The sequence below is a fragment of the Streptomyces sp. NBC_00704 genome, from assembly GCF_036226605.1.
In the GTDB taxonomy this organism is placed as follows: domain Bacteria; phylum Actinomycetota; class Actinomycetes; order Streptomycetales; family Streptomycetaceae; genus Streptomyces.
The window spans coordinates 6,712,303-6,731,444 of the sequence record NZ_CP109000.1; the positions used below are offsets into that span (position 1 = coordinate 6,712,303).

The 19,142-nt window shown below is 71.6% G+C and carries 13 protein-coding genes; 6 read left to right on the plus strand and 7 right to left on the minus strand.

Going from position 1 to position 19,142, the window contains the following annotated elements; translation table 11 throughout:
- Window positions 1–22: 22 nt before the first annotated feature.
- The gene (locus tag OG802_RS29130) at window positions 23–799 is read left to right on the plus strand and encodes a class I SAM-dependent methyltransferase (protein WP_329415202.1); all 777 of its coding nucleotides are present in this window, start codon (window positions 23–25) and stop codon (window positions 797–799) included.
- An 85-nt stretch (window positions 800–884) separates the two neighbouring features.
- Here OG802_RS29130 and OG802_RS29135 read toward each other — a convergent pair whose 3' ends face one another.
- Together OG802_RS29135 and OG802_RS29140 are read right to left on the minus strand one after the other, a co-directional pair.
- A complete protein-coding gene (locus OG802_RS29135; RefSeq protein ID WP_329415203.1) occupies window positions 885–3,560 on the minus strand; it encodes a cellulose binding domain-containing protein in 2,676 nt (891 codons plus the stop codon).
- Between the two features lie 327 nt (window positions 3,561–3,887).
- The gene (locus OG802_RS29140; RefSeq protein WP_329415205.1) at window positions 3,888–6,803 is read right to left on the minus strand and encodes a glycoside hydrolase family 48 protein; all 2,916 of its coding nucleotides are present in this window, start codon (window positions 6,801–6,803) and stop codon (window positions 3,888–3,890) included.
- Between the two features lie 261 nt (window positions 6,804–7,064).
- Here OG802_RS29140 and OG802_RS29145 point away from each other — a divergent pair, with 261 nt between their 5' ends.
- Together OG802_RS29145 and OG802_RS29150 are read left to right on the plus strand one after the other, a co-directional pair.
- Complete coding sequence (locus OG802_RS29145; RefSeq protein WP_329415207.1) at window positions 7,065–8,612, plus strand: cellulase family glycosylhydrolase; 1,548 nt, start codon at window positions 7,065–7,067, stop codon at window positions 8,610–8,612.
- A 219-nt stretch (window positions 8,613–8,831) separates the two neighbouring features.
- Window positions 8,832–10,565, plus strand: a complete 1,734-nt coding sequence (locus tag OG802_RS29150; RefSeq protein WP_329415208.1) for a glycoside hydrolase family 6 protein — start codon at window positions 8,832–8,834, stop codon at window positions 10,563–10,565.
- A 130-nt stretch (window positions 10,566–10,695) separates the two neighbouring features.
- Here the strand turns inward: OG802_RS29150 and OG802_RS29155 are convergent, their stop codons facing one another.
- Complete coding sequence (locus OG802_RS29155) at window positions 10,696–11,466, minus strand: phytanoyl-CoA dioxygenase family protein (protein WP_329415210.1); 771 nt, start codon at window positions 11,464–11,466, stop codon at window positions 10,696–10,698.
- A gap of 124 nt (window positions 11,467–11,590) precedes the next feature.
- Between OG802_RS29155 and OG802_RS29160 the strand changes: the two genes are divergently transcribed.
- Both OG802_RS29160 and OG802_RS29165 read left to right on the plus strand, forming a co-directional pair.
- Window positions 11,591–12,547 (plus strand): class I SAM-dependent methyltransferase, encoded by a 957-nt coding sequence (locus tag OG802_RS29160; RefSeq protein ID WP_329415211.1) that lies wholly within the window; start codon window positions 11,591–11,593, stop codon window positions 12,545–12,547.
- Window positions 12,548–12,673: 126 nt separating this feature from the next.
- Window positions 12,674–13,456: an SDR family oxidoreductase gene (locus OG802_RS29165; protein ID WP_329415213.1), complete on the plus strand. Its 783-nt coding sequence runs from the start codon at window positions 12,674–12,676 to the stop codon at window positions 13,454–13,456.
- Between the two features lie 118 nt (window positions 13,457–13,574).
- On the opposite strand, the gene OG802_RS29170 is transcribed toward OG802_RS29165, so the two are convergent.
- The 4 genes from OG802_RS29170 to OG802_RS29185 all read right to left on the minus strand — a co-directional run bounded on the left by OG802_RS29170 (window position 13,575) and on the right by OG802_RS29185 (window position 17,937).
- On the minus strand, window positions 13,575–14,411 hold the full coding sequence (locus tag OG802_RS29170) for an aldo/keto reductase (RefSeq protein WP_329415216.1): 837 nt from the start codon (window positions 14,409–14,411) through the stop codon (window positions 13,575–13,577).
- A 159-nt stretch (window positions 14,412–14,570) separates the two neighbouring features.
- The gene (locus tag OG802_RS29175) at window positions 14,571–16,397 is read right to left on the minus strand and encodes an AMP-dependent synthetase/ligase (RefSeq protein ID WP_329415218.1); all 1,827 of its coding nucleotides are present in this window, start codon (window positions 16,395–16,397) and stop codon (window positions 14,571–14,573) included.
- A gap of 382 nt (window positions 16,398–16,779) precedes the next feature.
- A complete protein-coding gene (locus OG802_RS29180) occupies window positions 16,780–16,929 on the minus strand; it encodes a hypothetical protein (protein ID WP_329415220.1) in 150 nt (49 codons plus the stop codon).
- A 102-nt stretch (window positions 16,930–17,031) separates the two neighbouring features.
- Complete coding sequence (locus OG802_RS29185) at window positions 17,032–17,937, minus strand: LysR substrate-binding domain-containing protein (RefSeq protein ID WP_329415221.1); 906 nt, start codon at window positions 17,935–17,937, stop codon at window positions 17,032–17,034.
- Between the two features lie 141 nt (window positions 17,938–18,078).
- Here OG802_RS29185 and OG802_RS29190 point away from each other — a divergent pair, with 141 nt between their 5' ends.
- Complete coding sequence (locus OG802_RS29190) at window positions 18,079–19,098, plus strand: bile acid:sodium symporter family protein (protein ID WP_329415223.1); 1,020 nt, start codon at window positions 18,079–18,081, stop codon at window positions 19,096–19,098.
- The last annotated feature ends 44 nt before the right edge of the window (window positions 19,099–19,142 follow it).

The following is a 19,142-nucleotide window of genomic DNA, read 5'->3' on the forward strand; positions in this document are numbered from 1 at the left end:
GAACGGGGAACGGGGAACCGGCATGCTGGACTACGACGAGGAAGCCGAACGGTACGACGTCTCGCGCGGCGGCGAACCCCGCGCGGCGGCCGCAGCGGAGGGTGTGCTGAGCCTCCTGCCGGCCGGGGCGCGCAGTCTGCTGGACGTCGCCTGCGGCACGGGCAGCGTGACCCGGCGGCTCGCGTCCGGCCGGGAGGGGCTGCGGGTGACGGGCGTGGATCGCGTCACCGCCATGGCCGAACACGCGGCCGCCCGGCTGCCCGGCGCCGTCGTCCTCGCGGACGCCCGCCGACTCCCCTTCCGGGACGAGGGGTTCGACGCCGTGAGCAGTGTGTGGCTGCTCCATCTCGTCGAGGACCCCGCGCATGCGCGGCGGATCGTCGCCGAGTGCGCGCGGGTGCTGCGGCCCGGCGGCGTCCATGTCACCACGGTCGACAAGGGCGCCTCGCACAACGTGGGCAGCGACATCGATGTCGTCCTGGCGGCCCGTCCGTACCGGCCGGCCCCGGACGCCCCCGAGGTGGTGGAGTCGTACGCCCGGGAATGCGGCCTGGTCCCGGCCGGGGAGGCCCGCTTCCCCGGCCGGGGGCAGGGCCGCAGCCCCCGCCAGGCCATCGCGGACCTGCGGCGCGGGTGGTTCGTCACCCTCCCGCCCGGACACCCGCTCGCCGACGGCTTCGCCGCCCGCCTCGCGGCCCTGCCCGACCAGGACCGGCCCCGCCCGGACCCCGTCTTCACGCTCAGGGCGTTCCGCAAACCGCTTCCCGGCCCGCTTCCGGACGCGCGCCGGGCCGGCTGACGTCCCCGACCCGACCCGACCGGGCCGGGCCGGGCCGGGCAGGACCGTCCGGCGTGTGCCGTCCGGCGGAGAATCCTTCCCCGGGTCAGCCCACCGTGCAGCTCCGGTCGCCGAGTTTGAACGCGGTCGGTTTCGTGTTCGAGCCCGACCAGTTACCGGTGAAGCCGAAGCCGACCGACGAACCGGCCGCCACATTGCCGTTCCAGGCGATGTTCCTTGCCGTGACCGCCGCGCCCGACTGGGTGTGGTCGGCGTTCCACAGCTGGGAGACCGTCTGCCCGTCGGGGAACGTCCAGTTGAGGCTCCAGCCGGACCACGCGCTCGTGCCGGTGTTGGTGAGCTTCACGTCCGCCTGGAAGCCGCCCGACCACTGGTTGGTGATCGTGTACGTCACCGCGCAGGCCCCCGTCGGAGTGGGGTCGGTGGGGTCGGTGGGGTCCGTGCCCCCGCCTCCGCCGTCCCCGCCGCCGGTGTCGGACGTGTCGCCGTAGATCACGCCCCGGCCGTTCGTCGAGACGTAGACGCGCCCGTAGACCCTCGGGTCGCCCGTGATGGCCCCGCCCGTCCAGCCCCACTGGTGGGCGTCGTCGTTGATGCGGGTCCAGGTCGCCCCCTTGTCCGTCGAGCGGAAGATGCCCCGGACTCCGGCGATCTTCGCGCTGGTGTAGAGGGTCTGGTACGACGCGCCCGTCGCCGCCTTGCCGAACCCGATCGTGTCCGCCTGCTCGACGTTGGACAGCTTGGCGAAGGTCGCGCCGGCGTCGGTCGAGTGCCACAGCCCGTAGGCGCCGTCGCTCGCCCCGCCCGCCAGCCAGACGTCGCCCCGCCCGCCGGGCAGTGCCTTGAAGCGCACGCTGTCGCCGCTCGGCAGTCCCGTCGCCGCGGACGCGGTGAACGTCGCGCCGCCGTCCGAACTCATATAGAAACGACCCGACTTGAAGCCGTAGAACACCTTGGGGTCGACCCGGTCCGACTCGACGACCGCGCCCGCGGGGATGCCGCTCGCGGCCTGCCACGAGGTGCCGAAGCCGGTGGTGTACTGCACGGGCGCGCCCGCCGGGCTCCACACGAACCGGCTGCCGTCGGCCGCCGCGGCGACCGTTCCGCCGCCGCTGACGCCCGACGGGTCGGTCCCGGCGAACCAGTTGGCGCCGTTGTCCGTCGAGAACGCCACGTGCGGGCCCGAGTCGAGGTCGCCGACCCTCACCACCGTGGCGGGGTTCTTCTCGGCGAAGTCCAGACTCGTCGTCGTCGTGAAGTTCGGGGAGGTGAACATCATCGACGGCGTCTTCGTGAGGTCCGTGTGGCGGAAGCCGCCGATGTCGCCGAGCGCGCTGAGCAGCGGGGCGCCGGTCGGGGGAGACGCCAGGTCGTTGACGGCGGTCTCCTCCAGCCCCCGCACCATCGGCTTGAGGGTGAACTTGCCCCCGCTGTCCCACTGACCGAGGTTCTCCGTGCCGTAGATCGTCGCGCCCGTGCCGTACATCATGCGGCCGGAGTCGAACGGGTCGATCTCCAGCGCCTCGGTCATCCAGCCCAGTTTGGGCGTCTGCTCCGGCGGGGCCGGGTTCGCTCCCCAGGTCAGCCAGGGCGTCGCGGAGACGTCCATGGTGTAGCGGTTCGCCCGGTCGGGGTACGACGTGTAGTCCCACGCCTTCGTCCAGGTGCCGCCGCTGTCGGTCGACCGGAAGATCTGCGTGTCCGGCCACCAGGAACTGTAGGCGGTGGCCATGACGGTGCCAGGCTTCTGCCGGTCGATCGTCAGCCCGCTGAAGCCGTAGTACGTGTCGGCCTCCGCCACCGGGCTGATGTCCGTCCACGTCCCGGTGGCCGTCGCGTACCGCCACAGCCGGCCCTTGCCGCCGTCGTAGGGGCCGCCCTTGTCGCTGTAGGCGAGGTACAGGTAGCCGTTGACGGCGTCCAGCACGCCCTTGTGCGCCAGGTATCCCGTCGGCTGCCCGGCCAGCCGGGTCCAGGTCGCGCCCGCGTCCGTCGAGCGGTACACGGCGTTGTCCTTGTCCGCCACGCCGACGTAGACCGTCTTCGTGGCGGTGCCGGCCGTGCCCGTGGACTCGTCGAAGGTGACCCAGACGACGCCCTGGTTGTCGGAGGCGTACCCGCTCGTGTCGGACGGATCCTGCTGGTAGTTGCCGGGGTTGGGGAACGCGGTCACCTGCGACCAGGTGACGCCGGAGTCGGTCGACCGCCACAGGCCCTTGCCGCTGGGGGCGCCCAGGTACAGCACGCTGTTCTTGTTCGGGTCGACCGCGAGCCGCTCGCCCATGCCCCGGCCGGGCATGTTGCCGCCGAGCTTGAAGGGCAGGTCCGTCTTCCGCCAGCTGGCGCCCCGGTCGGCGGAGCGCAGCACGGCCCCGTTCCCCGGGTCCCAGCTGTTGGTGTACGTGCCGACCGCGGCGTACACCTTGTTCGGGTCGGCGGAGTCCGAGGCCAGGCTCACCACGCCGGTGTGTCCCCAGTCCGTCCAGCCGACCGAGTCGAGCAGCGGCGTCCAGCTCTTGCTCGACTCCTGCCAGCGGTAGGCGCCGCCGATGTCGGTGCGGGCGTAGGCGAGGTTCTTCTCCTTGCGGTTGAAGACGATGCCGGGCACGAAGCCGCCGCCGTCGATGCGGGCGTTCTTCCAGGTGTACGACTCGGCGGAGAGCGTCGTCCGGGGGCCGTCCGAGGCGAGCGCGGGCGGGCTGCCCGCGATCAGGCCGGCGGCGAGCGCCAGCACGGCCGTGAGGATGCGGGTTCTTCGCACGGTGGGGTCCTTCCTCGCGGAACGCATGGGGGGAGGAGATCGATGCGGGGAGATCGGTGCGGGGAGAGATCGGCTGGGGGGAGGAGCGGGTGCGGGACGTGCGATGGCCGGGCGGCCCCCTGTGCGGGTGGGGGCCGCCCGGCCTGGGGCCCCGTCGTCAGGTGACGGAGCCACGTACGCGGAGCCTTCGAGCGACTCCGCCGTGGGGCGGCGTCTCCCCGTGCTCCCGGGTCCCGCGGGGCGGGCCGGGGGCGCGGGGTGCCGGACGGCCGGCCGGGGCCGGTCCGCGGACGAACACCGCCCGCACCGCGGAGTGCTCGGCGGGGGCTATTCGAGAAGCTCCGCGTACGAGCCCATGGCCAGGGCGATGTCCGCCTGGGCCCAGAAGCGGTGGTACGTGAACACGGGGGCGGCGCCGCCCGCGAGATAGGCCTGGATCTTCGACCAGGCGGGGTCGTTCTTGTAGAAGGAGCGCAACGAGGCGAAGGTCGAGGACGAGTTGACCGCGTCGCCGTTGGGCATCGTGCCGCTGAAGCCGCTCGGGACGTACACGCTGTCGTTGAAGCGGTTGTAGTCGGTGCGGGTCTCCGGGACCGCGATGCCGAGGGCGTCCTGGTTGTTGGCCCACATCCCGTCCAGCAGCGCCTTGGCGGTCGTCTTCGCCTCCGTGTCACCGGACTTGGCGGCGTAGTACGACAGGGTCTTGGCGTACGCGGCGGCCACTCCGACGTCGTCGGTGTAGTCGGCGACGGTGACGTGGAGTCCCGTGTTGGCGCCGGGGCTCGAGGCGTTCCAGGTGTCGGGCTGGCCCGACCACTGGAGGGTGGAGGGGATCCGGAAGGTGCCGTCCGGGTTGATCGTGGTCTTGGACAGCGCCCAGTCGACCCACTTGTCGAGGACCGCCTTGGCGCTCGCGTTCCCCGTCTGCTGGTAGTACTCGGCGACGCGTTCCATCGACCACGCCTGGAAGCCGAACCACTGGTTGGACGGCGGGTCGTGGTAGACGGGCTGCTGGTCGTAGTACATGCCGTAGAAGGTCGACGTGCCGGCCGGGGGAGTCGCGTAGCGGCCCGCCCAGCTGTTGGTGGCCCCGCCCGCGATGGCGCCCTCGCTGGACTGGAGCCAGCGGTAGAACTCCAGCTGCCGGCCCAGCGACTTGGCCCAGTCGGCCTGCCCGTTCGCCGACTTGGGCTTGAGGTCGGCGCTGTTGCTCAGGGCGTAGGCGGCCAGGGGGTTCTGGTAGCCGCCGTGGGTGTGGCTGGAGCCGATGCGCCAGGCCCAGCCCGCGCTGGTGTCGGTGGCGCCGCCCCAGGCGTAGTACCAGGAGAGCAGGTAGTGCGAGGCGTCCTTGCCGGTCCCGGCCGGGCAGGAGCTCGGCCCGGTGCAGTTGCCGACCTTCTTGAAGTACTTGTCGTACATCGCGTAGCGCAGGTAGTCGCCCATCTTGGCGGCCTTGCCGACCGTCGTGGAGACCTCGCCGCCCTTGCCCTGCTGCTTGGCCCACAGGTCCGCCCAGTAGGCGGCCTGCACGGCGCGCGCGTCGGCGTCGGGGGCGTCGGTGAACTTCCACTGCTTGGCGTAGGAGGAGTCGCCGGTGAACAGGTCCAGGTAGCCGTTCCTGCCGCCGTACTTGAAGGCGTCGCAGGTCGGCTGCGGCACCGTCTCCCACACCGACTCCTGCGCACCGCGCTGGAAGGTGTTGATGTAGGACGGCCCGGTGTCCGCGGGGCCGGCCTCGCACTTGCCGGGCGCGTTGCCGTACCCGTAGGTGTTGTCGACGTCCTGGAGCCAGTGCATGCCGTAGACGTCGTCCGTGCCGTAGGCGCTCTTCAGCTCACCGGCGATGGGGTCCGTGCCCACGGAGACGCCGGAGTCCAGTTTCGCGGGGTACTCGTTCGGCGTGTCCATTTCGGGCGCGTAGGTGGCCGGCTTGGACGCGTTGTAGAACGAGTTGGTCGGCTGGTCGGCGTGGGTGGGGATCATGTACTTCTCCATGATGTCCCAGGCGCCGTTGAACTTGGTCCAGTCGCCGGTGATCTTGCCGTACATCGCCTGGAGCCACAGCAGGTAGCTGTAGGCCTCCGAGGTCGTCTCGTGGCCCTGGTCCGGGGCCTCGACGATCAGCGTCTCCACCGAGTGGTACGGGATGCCCTCGGGGGAGAAGTAGCCGTTCGCCGGGTTGGTGATCTTGCCGTAGAGGTCCAGGAACCGGGCGTCGTACGTCTTGGCGCCCGGGATCTCCGTGGCCGTGACCGACGCCTTGGCGTGCCCGGCGGCCGTCGACTCGAAGGTCGCCGCGCCCGTGCCCGAGGCGTTGGCGGTGATGGTCACGTTCTGGGCCGTGTTCCAGTTCGACGGCGTGAACGTGAGGCTCGCCCCGCCCGTCACCGTGAGACCGGTGTTGCCCGTGGTCCGGGCGGTCGTGACGGTCACGTTCGCCGACGGCTGGGTCGACAGCTTCAGCGAGTAAGTGCCCGTCTTGCCCTGCTGCACGGCCAGCTGGTTCGAGGAGGCGACCACGGCCGGCCCCGAGGCCACCGTGACGCCGACCGGGGTCGACGACGCGGACGCGCCCAGGCTGTCGTAGGCCTTCGCCACCAGTGAATGACTGCCCACGGACAAGCCGGAGGCGGACAGCGCGTACGGCGCGCTCGTGTCCGTGCCCAGCAGGGTCGTGTCGTCGTAGAACTCGATCTTGGTGATGGTCGCGTTGTCGGCGGCCGCGGCGGTCGCCGCGAGCGGCACCGCGTCCCCCTGGGTGTAGACGGCGCCCGCGGTCGGGCTGGTCAGCACCGTGACCGGCGGCTGGTGCGCGCCGACGCAGGCGGTGCCGTTGACCGAGAACGAGGCGGGAGCGGCGTTGGCGCCGCTGTAGGTGAACTGCGCGCCCGTGCTGACCGCCGCGCCCGCGGCGATGGTCCCGTTGTACGAGGCGTTGGTCACCGTGATCCGCTGACCGGACTGCGCCCAGCTGCCGTTCCAGCCGTTCGACAGCTTCTGGTTGCCCGCATAGGAATACGTGAGCGTCCAGCCGTTGATGGCGTCCGTACCGCGGTTGGTGAGCGTCAGGTCCGCGGTGAAGCCGGAGCCCCAGTCGTTGGTCTTGTAGTCCACGTTGCACTGGACTCCCGCCGCCTGTGCGGGAGTCGTGCTCGTGCTCAGCATGGCGAAGGGGAGCGCGAGGGCCGCCGCGACGGCGGTCCACAGGCGCCGCGCCCGGCGGCGTCTGCGTGAGGGATCCATGTGCTGGTCCTCCTTGCGGCTCGGAGAAGTGGGGGAGGAGCAACAAGCCTTGAACCAGTGGGAGCGCTCCCATAGTGGGGATGGGGGTGAACGCGGTCAAGACGCTTGAAGAGTCGAAAAGATTCGACGCGTCAAGTTGATGGAAAGTCAGCTGAACCTCTGTTCTTTGCCAGCACTTGGCGCTAGCTTCGAAACACCAGTGGGAGCGATTCCATCAGTCGACGCGCCAGTCACGGCGCGCTGAGCTGCAAGGACTCGCTCATGCGACACCCCCCGCGTTCAGTACTTTCAGCCGTCGCCGGCACGGCCGCCCTCGTCGCGGGCGCCCTGCTGCCGGTCGTCACGGCGCAGGGAGCCGCGCCCGCCTGCACGGTGGAGTACTCCGTCACCGGGCAGTGGGACGCCGGCTTCCAGGGCGCCGTGAAGATCACCAACAACGCTGCGGCCGTGAGCGGTTGGAGCCTCGCCTTCGACTTCGCGAACGGACAGAAGGTCACTCAGGGCTGGAGCGCCGAGTGGTCCCAGTCCGGCACGACGGTCACCGCCGCGAACGAGAGCTGGAACGGCTCCCTCGGCTCCGGCGCGAGTGTCAGCGCGGGTTTCGTCGCCTCCAGGTCGGGGGCGAACCCCGTACCGACGACGTTCAGGCTCAACGGAACGACCTGCAACGTCGGTTCCACCCCTACACCCACCCCTACGCCCACCCCTCCATCCTCACCGACACCCACCTCCACCCCCACGCCCACCGCTCCTCCCCCGACCGATCCGCCGGGCCCCGGTGACGGTCCGCCCGCGCTGCACGTCTCGGGGAACAGGCTCGTGGACGCCGGCGGCGGGAACCGCCGGCTGCTCGGAGTGAACCGCTCCGGCGGCGAGTTCATGTGCGTCCAGGGACGCGGCATCTGGGACGGTCCGGTCGACGACGCGGCCGTCGCGGCGATCGCGGACTGGCAGGTGAACACCGTCCGCATTCCCCTCAACGAGGAGTGCTGGCTGGGCCTGTCGAACATCGACCCCGCCTACGGCGGAGCGAACTACGTCGACGCGGTCAAGCAGCTCGTGGCCCGCGTCGAGGCGCACGGCATGACGCCCGTCGTCGAACTGCACTGGACCTACGGCCGGTACACGGGCAACTCGGCCGGCTGCTCCGACGTGCACGCCACCTGCCAGAAGCCGATGCCCGACATGCAGTACACACCGTCGTTCTGGACGTCGGTGGCGAACACCTTCAAGAACGACGCGGCCGTCGTGTTCGACCTGTTCAACGAGCCCTACCCGGACCGCGCCACCGCCACGGCCGCCCAGGCGTGGACGTGCTGGCGCGACGGCGGCGCCTGCCCCGGCATCGGATACCAGGTCGCCGGCATGCAGGACCTCGTCGACTCGGTACGGGCGACCGGCGCCCGGAACGTGATCCTGGCCGGCGGCCTCGCCTACTCCAACGACCTCACCCAGTGGCTCGCCCACCGGCCCGACGACCCGGCCGGCAATCTCGGGGCCGCGTACCACGTCTACAACTTCAACAGCTGCGCCGACGCCGGCTGCTGGAACTCGACGCTCGCGCCCGTGGCCGCCCGCGTGCCGCTCGTCGCGGGGGAGATCGGGGAGAACACCTGCTCGCACGGTTTCGTCGACCAGGTCATGAAGTGGTTCGACGACCACGGCCTGTCCTATCTGGGCTGGACGTGGAACACCTGGGACTGCTCTTCCGGGCCGTCCCTGATCAAGGGGTACGACGGTACGCCCACGGCGTACGGCACCGGGCTGCGCGACCATCTGCGCGCACTCCAGGGACAACTCCAGGGATAGGCGCCACCGGCCGGACCCGCGGACAAGGGGCGCCGGCAGCGACACCGGACACGCGCACCGAACACGCACCGAACAAGATCACCGCGCGTGAACACCGCACAGGAACACCGCACAGGAACACGGGTCGGAGACGCCGGCCGGGATCGTCGACCGGCGACGCCGAACGGAACCACCGAGGAAACGGACAGCATCCCGCAACCAAGAAGGAAACCCGCACTCATGAGCCGTAGCAGAACAGCGGTACTCGCCGCGCTGGCACTGGTCGCCGGCGCCTCCGGGACGGCGCTCGCGGTCGTCCCCGGCGACTCGGGCATCGCCGCCATCCCGTGCAGCGTCGACTACAAGGTGCAGAACGACTGGGGCTCCGGATTCACCGCAGCCGTCACCGTCACCAACAACTCGGCCGCCAAGTCGAGTTGGGCGGTGAAGTGGACGTACGCCGGCAGCCAGAAGGTCACCAACGCGTGGAACGCCAAGGTCACCCAGTCCGGGACGGGCGTCACCGCAGCCAACGAGAACTACAACGGGACGCTGGCGACCGGCGGTTCGGTCAGCTTCGGGTTCCAGGGCACCTACAGCGGCGCCAACGCCGTCCCGGCCACGTTCACCCTCGACGGCGTGACCTGCAACGTCGACGGCGGCACGGGTCCCACGGATCCCGGCCCGACCGACCCCGGCCCGACCGACCCCGGCACCCCGGGCACCAAGGTCGACAACCCCTACGCCGGCGCCAAGGTGTACGTGAACCCGGAATGGTCGGCGCTGGCCGCCGCGGAGCCGGGCGGCAGCCGGGTCTCCAACCAGCCCACCGGCATCTGGCTGGACCGCATCGCCGCCATCAACGGCGCGAACGGCCACATGGGTCTGCGCGCCCACCTGGACGCGGCCCTCGCCCAGAAGGGCAGCGGCGAGGAAGTCGTCCAGCTGGTGGTCTACGACCTTCCCGGACGTGACTGCTCGGCCCTCGCCTCCAATGGCGAGCTGGGCCCGACGGAGATCGACAAGTACAAGACGCAGTTCATCGACCCCATCGCGGCCATCCTCGCGGACAGCAAGTACGCGGGCCTGCGGATCGTCACCGCCGTCGAGATCGACTCCCTGCCGAACCTCGTCACCAACACCGGCGGCAAGGCCACCGCCACCCCGGCCTGCGACACCATGAAGGCCAACGGCAACTACGTGAAGGGCGTGGGCTACGCACTGAAGAAGCTCGGCGCGATCCCCAACGTCTACAACTACATCGACGCCGGACACCACGGCTGGCTCGGCTGGGACGACAACTTCGTGCCGTCCGCCCAGATCATGTACCAGGCCGCCACCTCCGAGGGCGCGACCGTCGACGACGTGCACGGCTTCATCACCAACACGGCGAACTACAGCGCCCTGAAGGAGAACAACTTCACCATCAACGACTCGGTGGGCGGCAAGTCGGTCCGTGAGTCCAAGTGGGTGGACTGGAACCGCTACGTCGACGAGCTGTCGTACGCCCAGGGCTTCCGCAACCAGCTGGTGACCACCGGCTTCAGGTCCAACATCGGCATGCTGATCGACACCTCCCGCAACGGCTGGGGCGGCACCGCCCGTCCCGCCGGCCCGGGCGCCTCGACCAGCGTGGACACCTATGTCGACGGCGGCCGCTACGACCGCCGGATCCACGTCGGCAACTGGTGCAACCAGTCCGGCGCGGGCCTCGGCGAGCGTCCCAAGGCGGCGCCGGCCGCCGGGATCGACGCCTACGTGTGGATGAAGCCGCCGGGTGAGTCGGACGGCGCCAGCTCCGCCGTCGCCAACGACGAGGGCAAGGGCTTCGACCGGATGTGCGACCCGACCTACACCGGCAACCCGCGCAACGGCAACAGCCTGTCCGGCGCCCTGCCGAACGCCCCGCTGTCCGGACACTGGTTCTCCGCCCAGTTCCAGCAGCTGATGCAGAACGCCTACCCGCCGCTGTAGGCCGCCGCGCCGGCCCCGGCCGCGGTGCGCCGACGACCGTCCGCTTCCGGGGGCCCTGCCGGGCCCACGCAGGCGACCGCGTCCGAAGCGGCCGCGTCCGAGGGGCGGCGACGGTGATCCGCCGGGGTGCTCAGCCCTCCCGGGCCAGCCCCCGGCGGATCGCGAACTCGACCGCGCAGTAGTCGCCGTCCGGCCGCTCCAGTTCCAAGGGGGCGGCCGGACTCAGCGGCGGTTGCGCCATGAAACGGGGACGCTTCCCGTGGTGCGGCTGCGCCGCGTGCACCAGGAACGGGTGGCAGAGATAGACGTCCCCGGGGCGACCGGTGGCGTACGCGACCGGACGGTGCGCCGTGGCCCGGTCGAGCCGCGGCGCGATCTCCAGGATCGAGACGCCCTGCTCGCCGTACGGTTCGAGCAGCGGGGGCACGTCCAGATGCGAGCCCACCCGGATCCGCGTCGGGGCGTCGTCCTCGCCCACCTCGCTGAACAGGAACAGCATCAGCAGCGCGCGGTCCCGCGAGCGCACATTCGCCCAGGGCCAGGTCGCGCCGTCCGGGAGGTAGCTGCCCTCGATGTGCCAGCCCGCGTCGTCGGGCTCCGCCTCGTGCGGGAACCTCAGCGGGAACGTGCCCAGCGAGTAGCGCGGCGCCCAGCGGCCCTCGCCCACCAGCAGGTCGAACGCCTCGTGCAGCGCCGTGGCGTTGGCCGCGGCCGCGAACGGGCCCTGCGCCATGTCGCCGACACGGATCACCGGCTCCTTCCAGGTGCCGGGGTCGTCCGCGTCGTACCCCGTCTCCCGCCACAGCAGCCGTGCGCAGTCCTGGGCGACCCGCCGGGGGACGGCGCCCCCGAGCCGCACGAATCCGTCCCGCAGGAACCGCTCGATCTGTGCATCGTCCATCGGGCCATCCTGGTGAACCGGCTTGCCGTCCGCATCCCGTTTTTTGCCGGCTCGGCAACAGGAGTGGCCTCGCCCCGGTGCGTCGGCGCACCCTGGCGGCACCACGGACGAGAGGCTGACCACCATGGCGCACCCCCCGCACGCATCCCACGGCGACCCGCACACCCCCGACGACGGCCACCCCACGGGCCATGGCCAGGGCCACGCCCCCGGCCACGCCCACGGTCACGGTCACGACACCGAGATCGACTGGGCCGACATGGCCCCGCACCTCGAAGCGCAGGCCGAGCTGTTCACCCCGCTGTACGAGCGGGCCCTGTCCTGGCTCGGGAAGGAGGTGACGGAACCAGGGCTGATCGTGGACGCGGGCAGCGGTCCGGGCGTCGTCTCCACCCTGTTCGCCGAGACGTTCCCCGGCGCGCGGGTCATGGCCGTCGACGGCTCCGCCCCGCTGCTGGAGCGCGCACGGCAGCGCGCCGAACGCCTCGGCCACGGCGACCGCTTCGGCACCCTGGCCGGTGAACTGCCGGGCGTGCTCCAGCAGTTGGACTACCCGGCCGACCTCCTGTGGGCGGGCCGCAGCCTGCATCACCTCGGCGACCAGCGCGCCGCCCTGACCGCCTTCGCGGAGCGGCTCGCTCCCGGCGGCACACTGGCGATCATGGAGGGCGGTCTGCCGTCCCGGTTCCTGCCGCGCGACCTCGGCTTCGGGCGGCCCGGACTGGAAGCCCGGCTGGACGCCCTCCAGGAGGAGTGGTTCGCGCGGATGCGGGCCGACCTGCCCGGTTCCGTGCACGAGACCGAGGACTGGGCGTCCCTGCTCGGCGCGGCCGGTCTGCACCACGCCCGCAGCCGCAGCTTCCTGCTCGACCTGCCCGCACCCGCCTCCGAGCGGGCCCGCTCCTACATCGCCGAGACCCTCGCCCGGCTGCGGGACGGCTTCGGCGACTCCCTCGACCCCGACGACCGCGCCACGCTGGACCGGCTGCTCGACCCGGCCGACGAGGCGGGCGTGCACCGCAGGGCGGACGTCTTCGTGCTCGCCGCGCACACGGTGCACACCGCGGTGAAGCCGGTGTAGCGGGCCGACCCCGAGGTCGGCCCGGGTGGTCAAGTCCCTCCGTCGGGGCTTGACTTGGAGAGTGCTCCAAGTGGTGGACTGCGCAGCGCACCGCGGACCGTGCGGGCGCCACCATGGGGGTATGTCATGAGCAACACATCCGCAACTCCGGGCACTCCGGCCACTCCGGAGGCATCGGGCACTTCGCAGGTTCACGAAACGCCGGAAGCGTCGGACGCGCCGGTCGCGCTGATCACCGGCGGCGGCAGCGGCATCGGCGCCGCCGTCGCCCGCCGGCTGCTGGAGGCGGGGCACCGGGTCGTCGTCACCGGCCGCGGGGAGAAGCGGCTGCGCGCCTTCGCCGAGGAACTGGGCGAGCCCGAAGGGCTGTTGACGGTCACCGGGAACGCCGCCGACTACGACTGCGTACGCTCGGCGGTCGACCGGGCACTCGACACGTTCGGACGGCTGGACACGGTCGTCGCCAACGCGGGGACCGCCACGCACGACTCGGTCGCGGAGGGCGACCCGGCCGGCTGGACCGACATGGTGCTGACCAACGTGCTCGGACCGGCCCTGCTCATCCGCGCGTCGATCGACGCCCTCAGGCGGACGAAGGGGCGGATCGTCCTGGTCGGCAGCGTCGCCGGCTTCGTGCACACGCCGGGCAACCTCTACGGTGCGACCAAGTGGGCGGTGACGGGGCTGGCGGAGAACACCCGCCGCCAGGTCACCGAGTGGGGCGTCGGCGTGACGCTCATCGCGCCCGGCCGGGTCGAGACCCCGTTCTGGGACGGCAACGGCAGCCTGCCGCTGGGGCCCCTGCTGACCGCCGACCAGATCGCCGACTCCGTCGTGTGGGCGATCCGGCAGCCGGCCGGGGTCGACGTCAACACCGTCGTCGTCCGGCCGGTCGGACAGCCCAACTGACAACTGGCGACTGACAACCGCCGACGGACGAACTGCCCGCGCGACGAGTCGAGGGCGCCCCCCGGGAAAGGGGGGCGCCCTCGACACCGTTCGCGGGGGAGTTCACCCCCGTCGCGGCTCAGGCGACGTCGAACGTCGCCGGGTCGGGTCCGATGCGCCGGTCCTCGTTCAGGGCGCTGATGGCCGCGAGGTCCTCGTCGTCCAGGCTGAAGTCGAACACGTCGATGTTCTCCTGGATCCGCGACGGCGTCACGGACTTGGGGATCACGACGTTGCCCAGCTGGAGGTGCCAGCGCAGCACGACCTGGGCGGCGGTGCGCTCGTGCTTGCGGGCGATGGCGACGATCGCCGGAACCTCCAGGAGGCCCTTGCCCTGGCCCAGCGGAGACCAGGCCTCGGTGGCGATGCCGCGCGCCGCGTGGAACTCGCGGGACGCCTGCTGCTGGAGGTGCGGGTGCAGCTCGATCTGGTTGACCGCCGGCACCACCGAGGTCTCGCCGGTCAGCCGCTCCAGATGCTCCGGCAGGAAGTTGGACACGCCGACGGCCCGCACGCGGCCGTCCGCGAGGAGCTTCTCGAACGCCTTGTACGTGTCGACGTAACGGTCACGGGCCGGGAGCGGCCAGTGAATGAGATACAGGTCGACGTAGTCCAGGCCGAGCTTGGCCAGGGAGGCGTCGAACGCGCGGAGCGTCGAGTCGTACCCCTGGTCGCCGTTCCAGAGCTTGGTGGTGACGAAGATGTCCTTGCGGGGCACGCCGGAGGAGGCGATGGCCTTGCCGGTGCCCTCCTCGTTGCCGTAGATCGCCGCTGTGTCGATGCTGCGGTACCCGGCCTCCAGCGCGGTGGAGACCGCCTGCTCCGCCTCGTCGTCCGGCACCTGCCAGACACCGAAGCCCAGCTGGGGCATCTCCACGCCGTTGTTGAGGGTGATCTGGGGGACCTTGCTGCTCACGAGCTCTTGATCCTTCGGTTGTCCGTCAAAGTGGTACTCCCATCGTCAACGATCACGGTGGGCGTCGCATTCCTGCCCTCGCCGATCGGTTTCCCGCGGGAGTCTGCCGCAGACCCGTCTCCTGCCCACCGGATGACCGTTTCACCTCCCTGCGCCGGATCATGCGCGGTACAGGGCGTCGACTTCCTGCGCGTAGGCGCCCTCGATCGCCTTGCGCTTCAGCTTCAGCGACGGGGTGAGCAGACCGTGCTCCTCCGTGAAGGGCTGGGCGAGGATGCGGAAGGTGCGGATCGCCTCGGCCTGCGACACGAGCGTGTTCGCCGCGACGACGGCCCGGCGCACCTCCGCCTCCAGGTCGGGGTCGCGCACCAGCTCGACGGGCGTCAGCTGCGGTTTCGCGCGCATCTGCAGCCAGTGCTCGACGGCCTCCTGGTCGAGGGTGATCAGCGCGGCCACGAACGGCCGGTCGTTGCCGACGACGATGCACTGGTTGATCAGCGGATGGTCGCGCACCCGCTCCTCCAGCAGCCCCGGCGAGACGCTCTTGCCGCCGGACGTGACCAGGATCTCCTTCTTGCGGCCGGTGATGGTGAGGAAGCCGTCCTCGTCGAGGGAGCCCAGGTCGCCGGTGGCCAGCCAGCCGTCGTGCAGGGCCTCGTCGGTGGCCTTGGGGTTGTTGAGGTACCCCTGGAAGACGTTGTCGCCGCGCAGCCAGATCTCGCCGTCGTCCGCGATGTGCACGGTCATGCCGGGGATCGCCTGGCCCACGGTGCCGTAGCGGGTGCGGCCGGGCGGGTTGGCGGTCGCCGCGGCCGTCGTCTCGGTGAGGCCGTAGCCCTCGTAGATCAGCACGCCCGCGCCCGCGAAGAACAGGCCGAGCCGGCGGTCCATGGCCGAGCCGCCCGACATGGCGTGCCGCACGCGGCCGCCCATCGCGGCGCGCACCTTGGAGTAGACGAGCTTGTCGAACAGCTGGTGCTGCATGCGCAGCCCGGCCGACGGGCCGGGGCCGATGCCCCACGCCTTCGCCTCCAGGGCCTCGGCGTAGTTCACGGCCACCTCGACGGCCTTCTCGAACGGCCCGGCCCTGCCCTCGCGCTCCGCCTTGCGGCGGGCCGCGTTGAAGACCTTCTCGAAGATGTACGGCACGGCCAGGAAGAACGTCGGTTTGAACGCGGCCAGGTCCGGCAGGAGGGCCGCCGCGTGCAGCTGGGGCTGGTGGCCGAAGCGGACCTTGCCGCGGATCGCGGCGATCTGCACCATCCGGCCGAAGACGTGCGCGAGCGGCAGGAACAGCAGGGTCGCCGCCTCGTCGCCCTTCCTGGAGTGGAACACCGGCTCCCAGCGCTCGATGACGGTGTCCGCCTCGAACATGAAGTTGCCGTGCGAGATGACGCAGCCCTTGGGGCGGCCCGTGGTGCCCGAGGTGTAGATGATCGTCGCGGTCGAGTCGGGCGTGACCGCCTCGCGGTGCCGGTGCACCACCTCGTCCTCGATGGCGGCCCCGGCGTCGTACAGCTCCTGCACACAGCCCGAGTCCAGCTGCCACAGCTGTCGCAGCTGAGGCAGGCGGTCTATGACGGTGGCGATCGTCATCGCGTGGTCCTCGTGCTCGACCACCGCGGCCGTGCACTCGGCGTCGTAGAGCATCCAGTAGCACTGCTCGGCGGAGGACGTCGGGTAGATCGGCACCACCTGCGCGCCGACGGTCCACAGGGCGAAGTCGAACAGCGTCCACTCGTAGCGGGTGCGGGCCATGACGGCGACGCGGTCGCCGAACCGGATGCCCCGGGCGAGCAGGCCCTTGGCCAGCGCGAGGACCTCGTCGCGGAACTCACCGCTGGTGACGTCGCGCCATTCGCCCTGCTCGTCCTTGCGGCCGAGGGCGATGTACTGCGGGTCCTCCTGGGCGTGCCGGAAGACGACGTCGGCCAGACCGCCCACCGGCGGCGCCAGCGCCAACGGAGGGTTGGTGAACTCGCGCAAACGCACCCCGCTTCTCTCATGGCCCCGCAGCGCCGTGAAAGCTACCTCACGCGGCGACAGGGCGGGAGAGGGGCAAAAAGCGAACGATGCTCTCGTCTGCGCCGGTCGGTGGCGGAAAATGGGCGCACATGGGTAGGGGTCGGACACAAAGCTGACCGCTGAGTAAGTTTCGGTTCCGTAATCTCCACGGAATCTGCCCGCACCGCTTACGCACCCCACGCCCTCCGCCCCGGCCCCCGCCGCACACCTCCGCGCTGCCACCGGGACCGCTCCGCCGCGCGGAACCCCGCCCCCTGCCCTCCGAAGGGGGCACGCACGCGCCCACGCCCGCGTCGGGGCCGGGGTGCGGCCCGGCCCCGGCCGGCTCGGGTCCGGGGGCGGCCTACTGTTGCGGCGGCCCGGCAGCGTGCGGCACGGCCGCCTGCTCCCCGGTCCGCGGGGCGGTGGCGCGCGGCCCCCTGGCCAGGACGAGGACGAGGGCGAGGGCGAGGACGAGCGCGGCGGCGACCACGCCCGTGCAGCGCACGACCACCGGCGCCGCGTCCAGCCACCGGTCACCCAGGTCCGGTCGTCAGCCGCGACTCGTCAGCCGTCAGCCGGCAGCCAGCAGCCGGCACCCGGCAGTCGGCAGCCGTCAGTCGTCAGCAGGGCGCGGCCCGGGGCGGCGGGCCGTCGTCGGGCGGCGGTGCAGGCGGTCGCCGCCGGCGAGGACCGCCGCCGCCAGCGCGTCGGCCGCGTCCTGGGCGGAGGGCCGCCGACGGCCGTGCGCCAGCACGAAGTCGACGCGCCCCAGCTCCGGCAGCCCCGCCCGGTCCGGGAGCCGCACCAGGCCGGGCGGAATCAGACCACGCGAGTGGGCCATCACGCCGAGCCCCGCCCGAGCCGCGGCGATGAGCCCGTTCAGGCTGCCGCTGGTGCACACGATCCGCCAGGGCCGCCCCTGCCGCTCCAGCGCCTCCAGGGCCCGGGCACGGGTGATGCCGGGCGGGGGGAAGACGATCAGCGGCACCGGCCGGTCGGCGTCCAGACGGAACCGCTCGGCGCCGATCCACACCAGGTCGTCGTGCCACACCAGCTCGCCGTGCGGGTCCTCCGGGCGCCGCTTGGCCAGCACGAGATCCAGTCTCCCCGCGGCCAGTTGCTCGTGCAGGGTGCCCGACAGCTCCACCGTCAGCTCCAGGTCGACCTCGGGATGGTCGGAGCGGAAGCCTTCCAGGATCTCCGGCAGCCGGGTGAGCACGAAGTCCTCCGACGCGCCGAAGCGCAGCCGCCCCCGCAACCGGGTGCCGGTGAAGAACGCCGTCGCCTGCTCGTGGACGTCCAGGATCCGGCGCGCGAAGCCGAGCATCGCCTCGCCGTCCTCCGTCAGCTCCACGGAGTGCGTGTCCCGGGTGAACAGGGTCCGCCCGGTCGCGTCCTCCAGCCGGCGCACGTGCTGGCTGACGGTGGACTGGCGCAGCCCCAGCCGCCGCGCGGCCTGGGTGAAGCTCAGCGTCTGCGCCACGGCGAGGAAGGTCCGCAGCTGGGAGGGGTCGTACACACCGGCAACGGTACCCGCCGTCATCGCGGTGCGTGATGACAGTGAGAGCGGTGTGCCGGATTCCCGATCACGGGGCCGCGGGGGACCATGGAGGGGGCCTCCGGGCCCGGCGCACGCCCGTCGAATCGCATGTGGAGCCCCGTGAAACGCCTGCACTGGCCGAGTCGGATGCCGGTCGACCCCTACATCCTGCTGCTGCTCGCCACCGTCGGGATCGCGGCGCTGTTCCCGGCGCGCGGCGCCGCCGCCGACGTGGCCTCCGGCGCCTCCACGGCCGCGATCGCCTTCCTCTTCTTCCTCTACGGGGCCCGGCTGTCCACCCGTGAGGCGATGGACGGGCTGAGGCACTGGCGCCTGCACGTGACCGTCCTGGTCTGCACGTTCGTGATCTTCCCGTTGCTCGGTCTCGCCGCGCGCGGCCTCGTCCCGGTCCTTCTCACCGACCCGCTCTACCAGGGGCTGCTCTTCCTCACCCTCGTCCCGTCGACGATCCAGTCGTCGATCGCCTTCACCTCCATCGCGCGCGGCAACGTGCCCGCCGCGATCTGCGCGGGGTCCTTCTCCTCGCTGGCCGGCATCGTCGTCACCCCGCTGCTGGCCGCCGCCGTGCTCGGCGGCAGCGGCGGCGGTTTCTCCACGGACTCGCTGGTGGAGATCGTGCTGCAACTGCTCGTGCCGTTCGTCGCGGGGCAGTTGCTGCGCCGGTGGATCGGCGGCTTCGTCGCCCGGCACAGGAAGGTGCTCGGACTCGTCGACCGCGGCGCGATCCTGCTGGTCGTCTACACCGCGTTCAGCGAGGGCGTGAACCGCGGCGTCTGGCACCAGGTGAGCGCCGTGCGGCTGGGCGGCCTGCTCGTCGTCGAGGCGGTGCTGCTCACGGTGATGCTCGCCCTGACCTGGTACGGCGCGAAGGCGCTGCGCTTCGGCCGCGGGGACCGCGTCGCCATCCAGTTCGCGGGCTCGAAGAAGTCCCTGGCGTCCGGACTGCCCATGGCGAGCGTCCTGTTCGGCGCGCACGCCTCCCTCGCGGTGCTGCCGCTGATGCTCTTCCACCAGATGCAGTTGATGGTGTGCGCGGTCATCGCCAAGCGCCGCGCCCGGGACCCCCTGGACCGCGCGGACGAGCAGGCCGGCGGCGACAGGACTCGGGCGGCGGCCTGACGGCCACGGGGTGCCGGCCGTGCGCCGTGCGGGTGCGCCGCGCG

Excerpts from the sequence above, each read along its gene's own strand:
- OG802_RS29165 (WP_329415213.1), top strand. The coding sequence starts at position 12,674 with ATGAGCAACACATCCGCAACTCCGGGCACTCCGGCCACTCCGGAGGCA.
- OG802_RS29160 (WP_329415211.1), top strand. The coding sequence starts at position 11,591 with ATGGCGCACCCCCCGCACGCATCCCACGGCGACCCGCACACCCCCGAC.
- OG802_RS29155 (WP_329415210.1), bottom strand. The coding sequence starts at position 11,466 with ATGGACGATGCACAGATCGAGCGGTTCCTGCGGGACGGATTCGTGCGG.
- OG802_RS29130 (WP_329415202.1), top strand. The coding sequence starts at position 23 with ATGCTGGACTACGACGAGGAAGCCGAACGGTACGACGTCTCGCGCGGC.
- OG802_RS29145 (WP_329415207.1), top strand. The coding sequence starts at position 7,065 with ATGCGACACCCCCCGCGTTCAGTACTTTCAGCCGTCGCCGGCACGGCC.
- OG802_RS29150 (WP_329415208.1), top strand. The coding sequence starts at position 8,832 with ATGAGCCGTAGCAGAACAGCGGTACTCGCCGCGCTGGCACTGGTCGCC.
- OG802_RS29140 (WP_329415205.1), bottom strand. The coding sequence starts at position 6,803 with ATGGATCCCTCACGCAGACGCCGCCGGGCGCGGCGCCTGTGGACCGCC.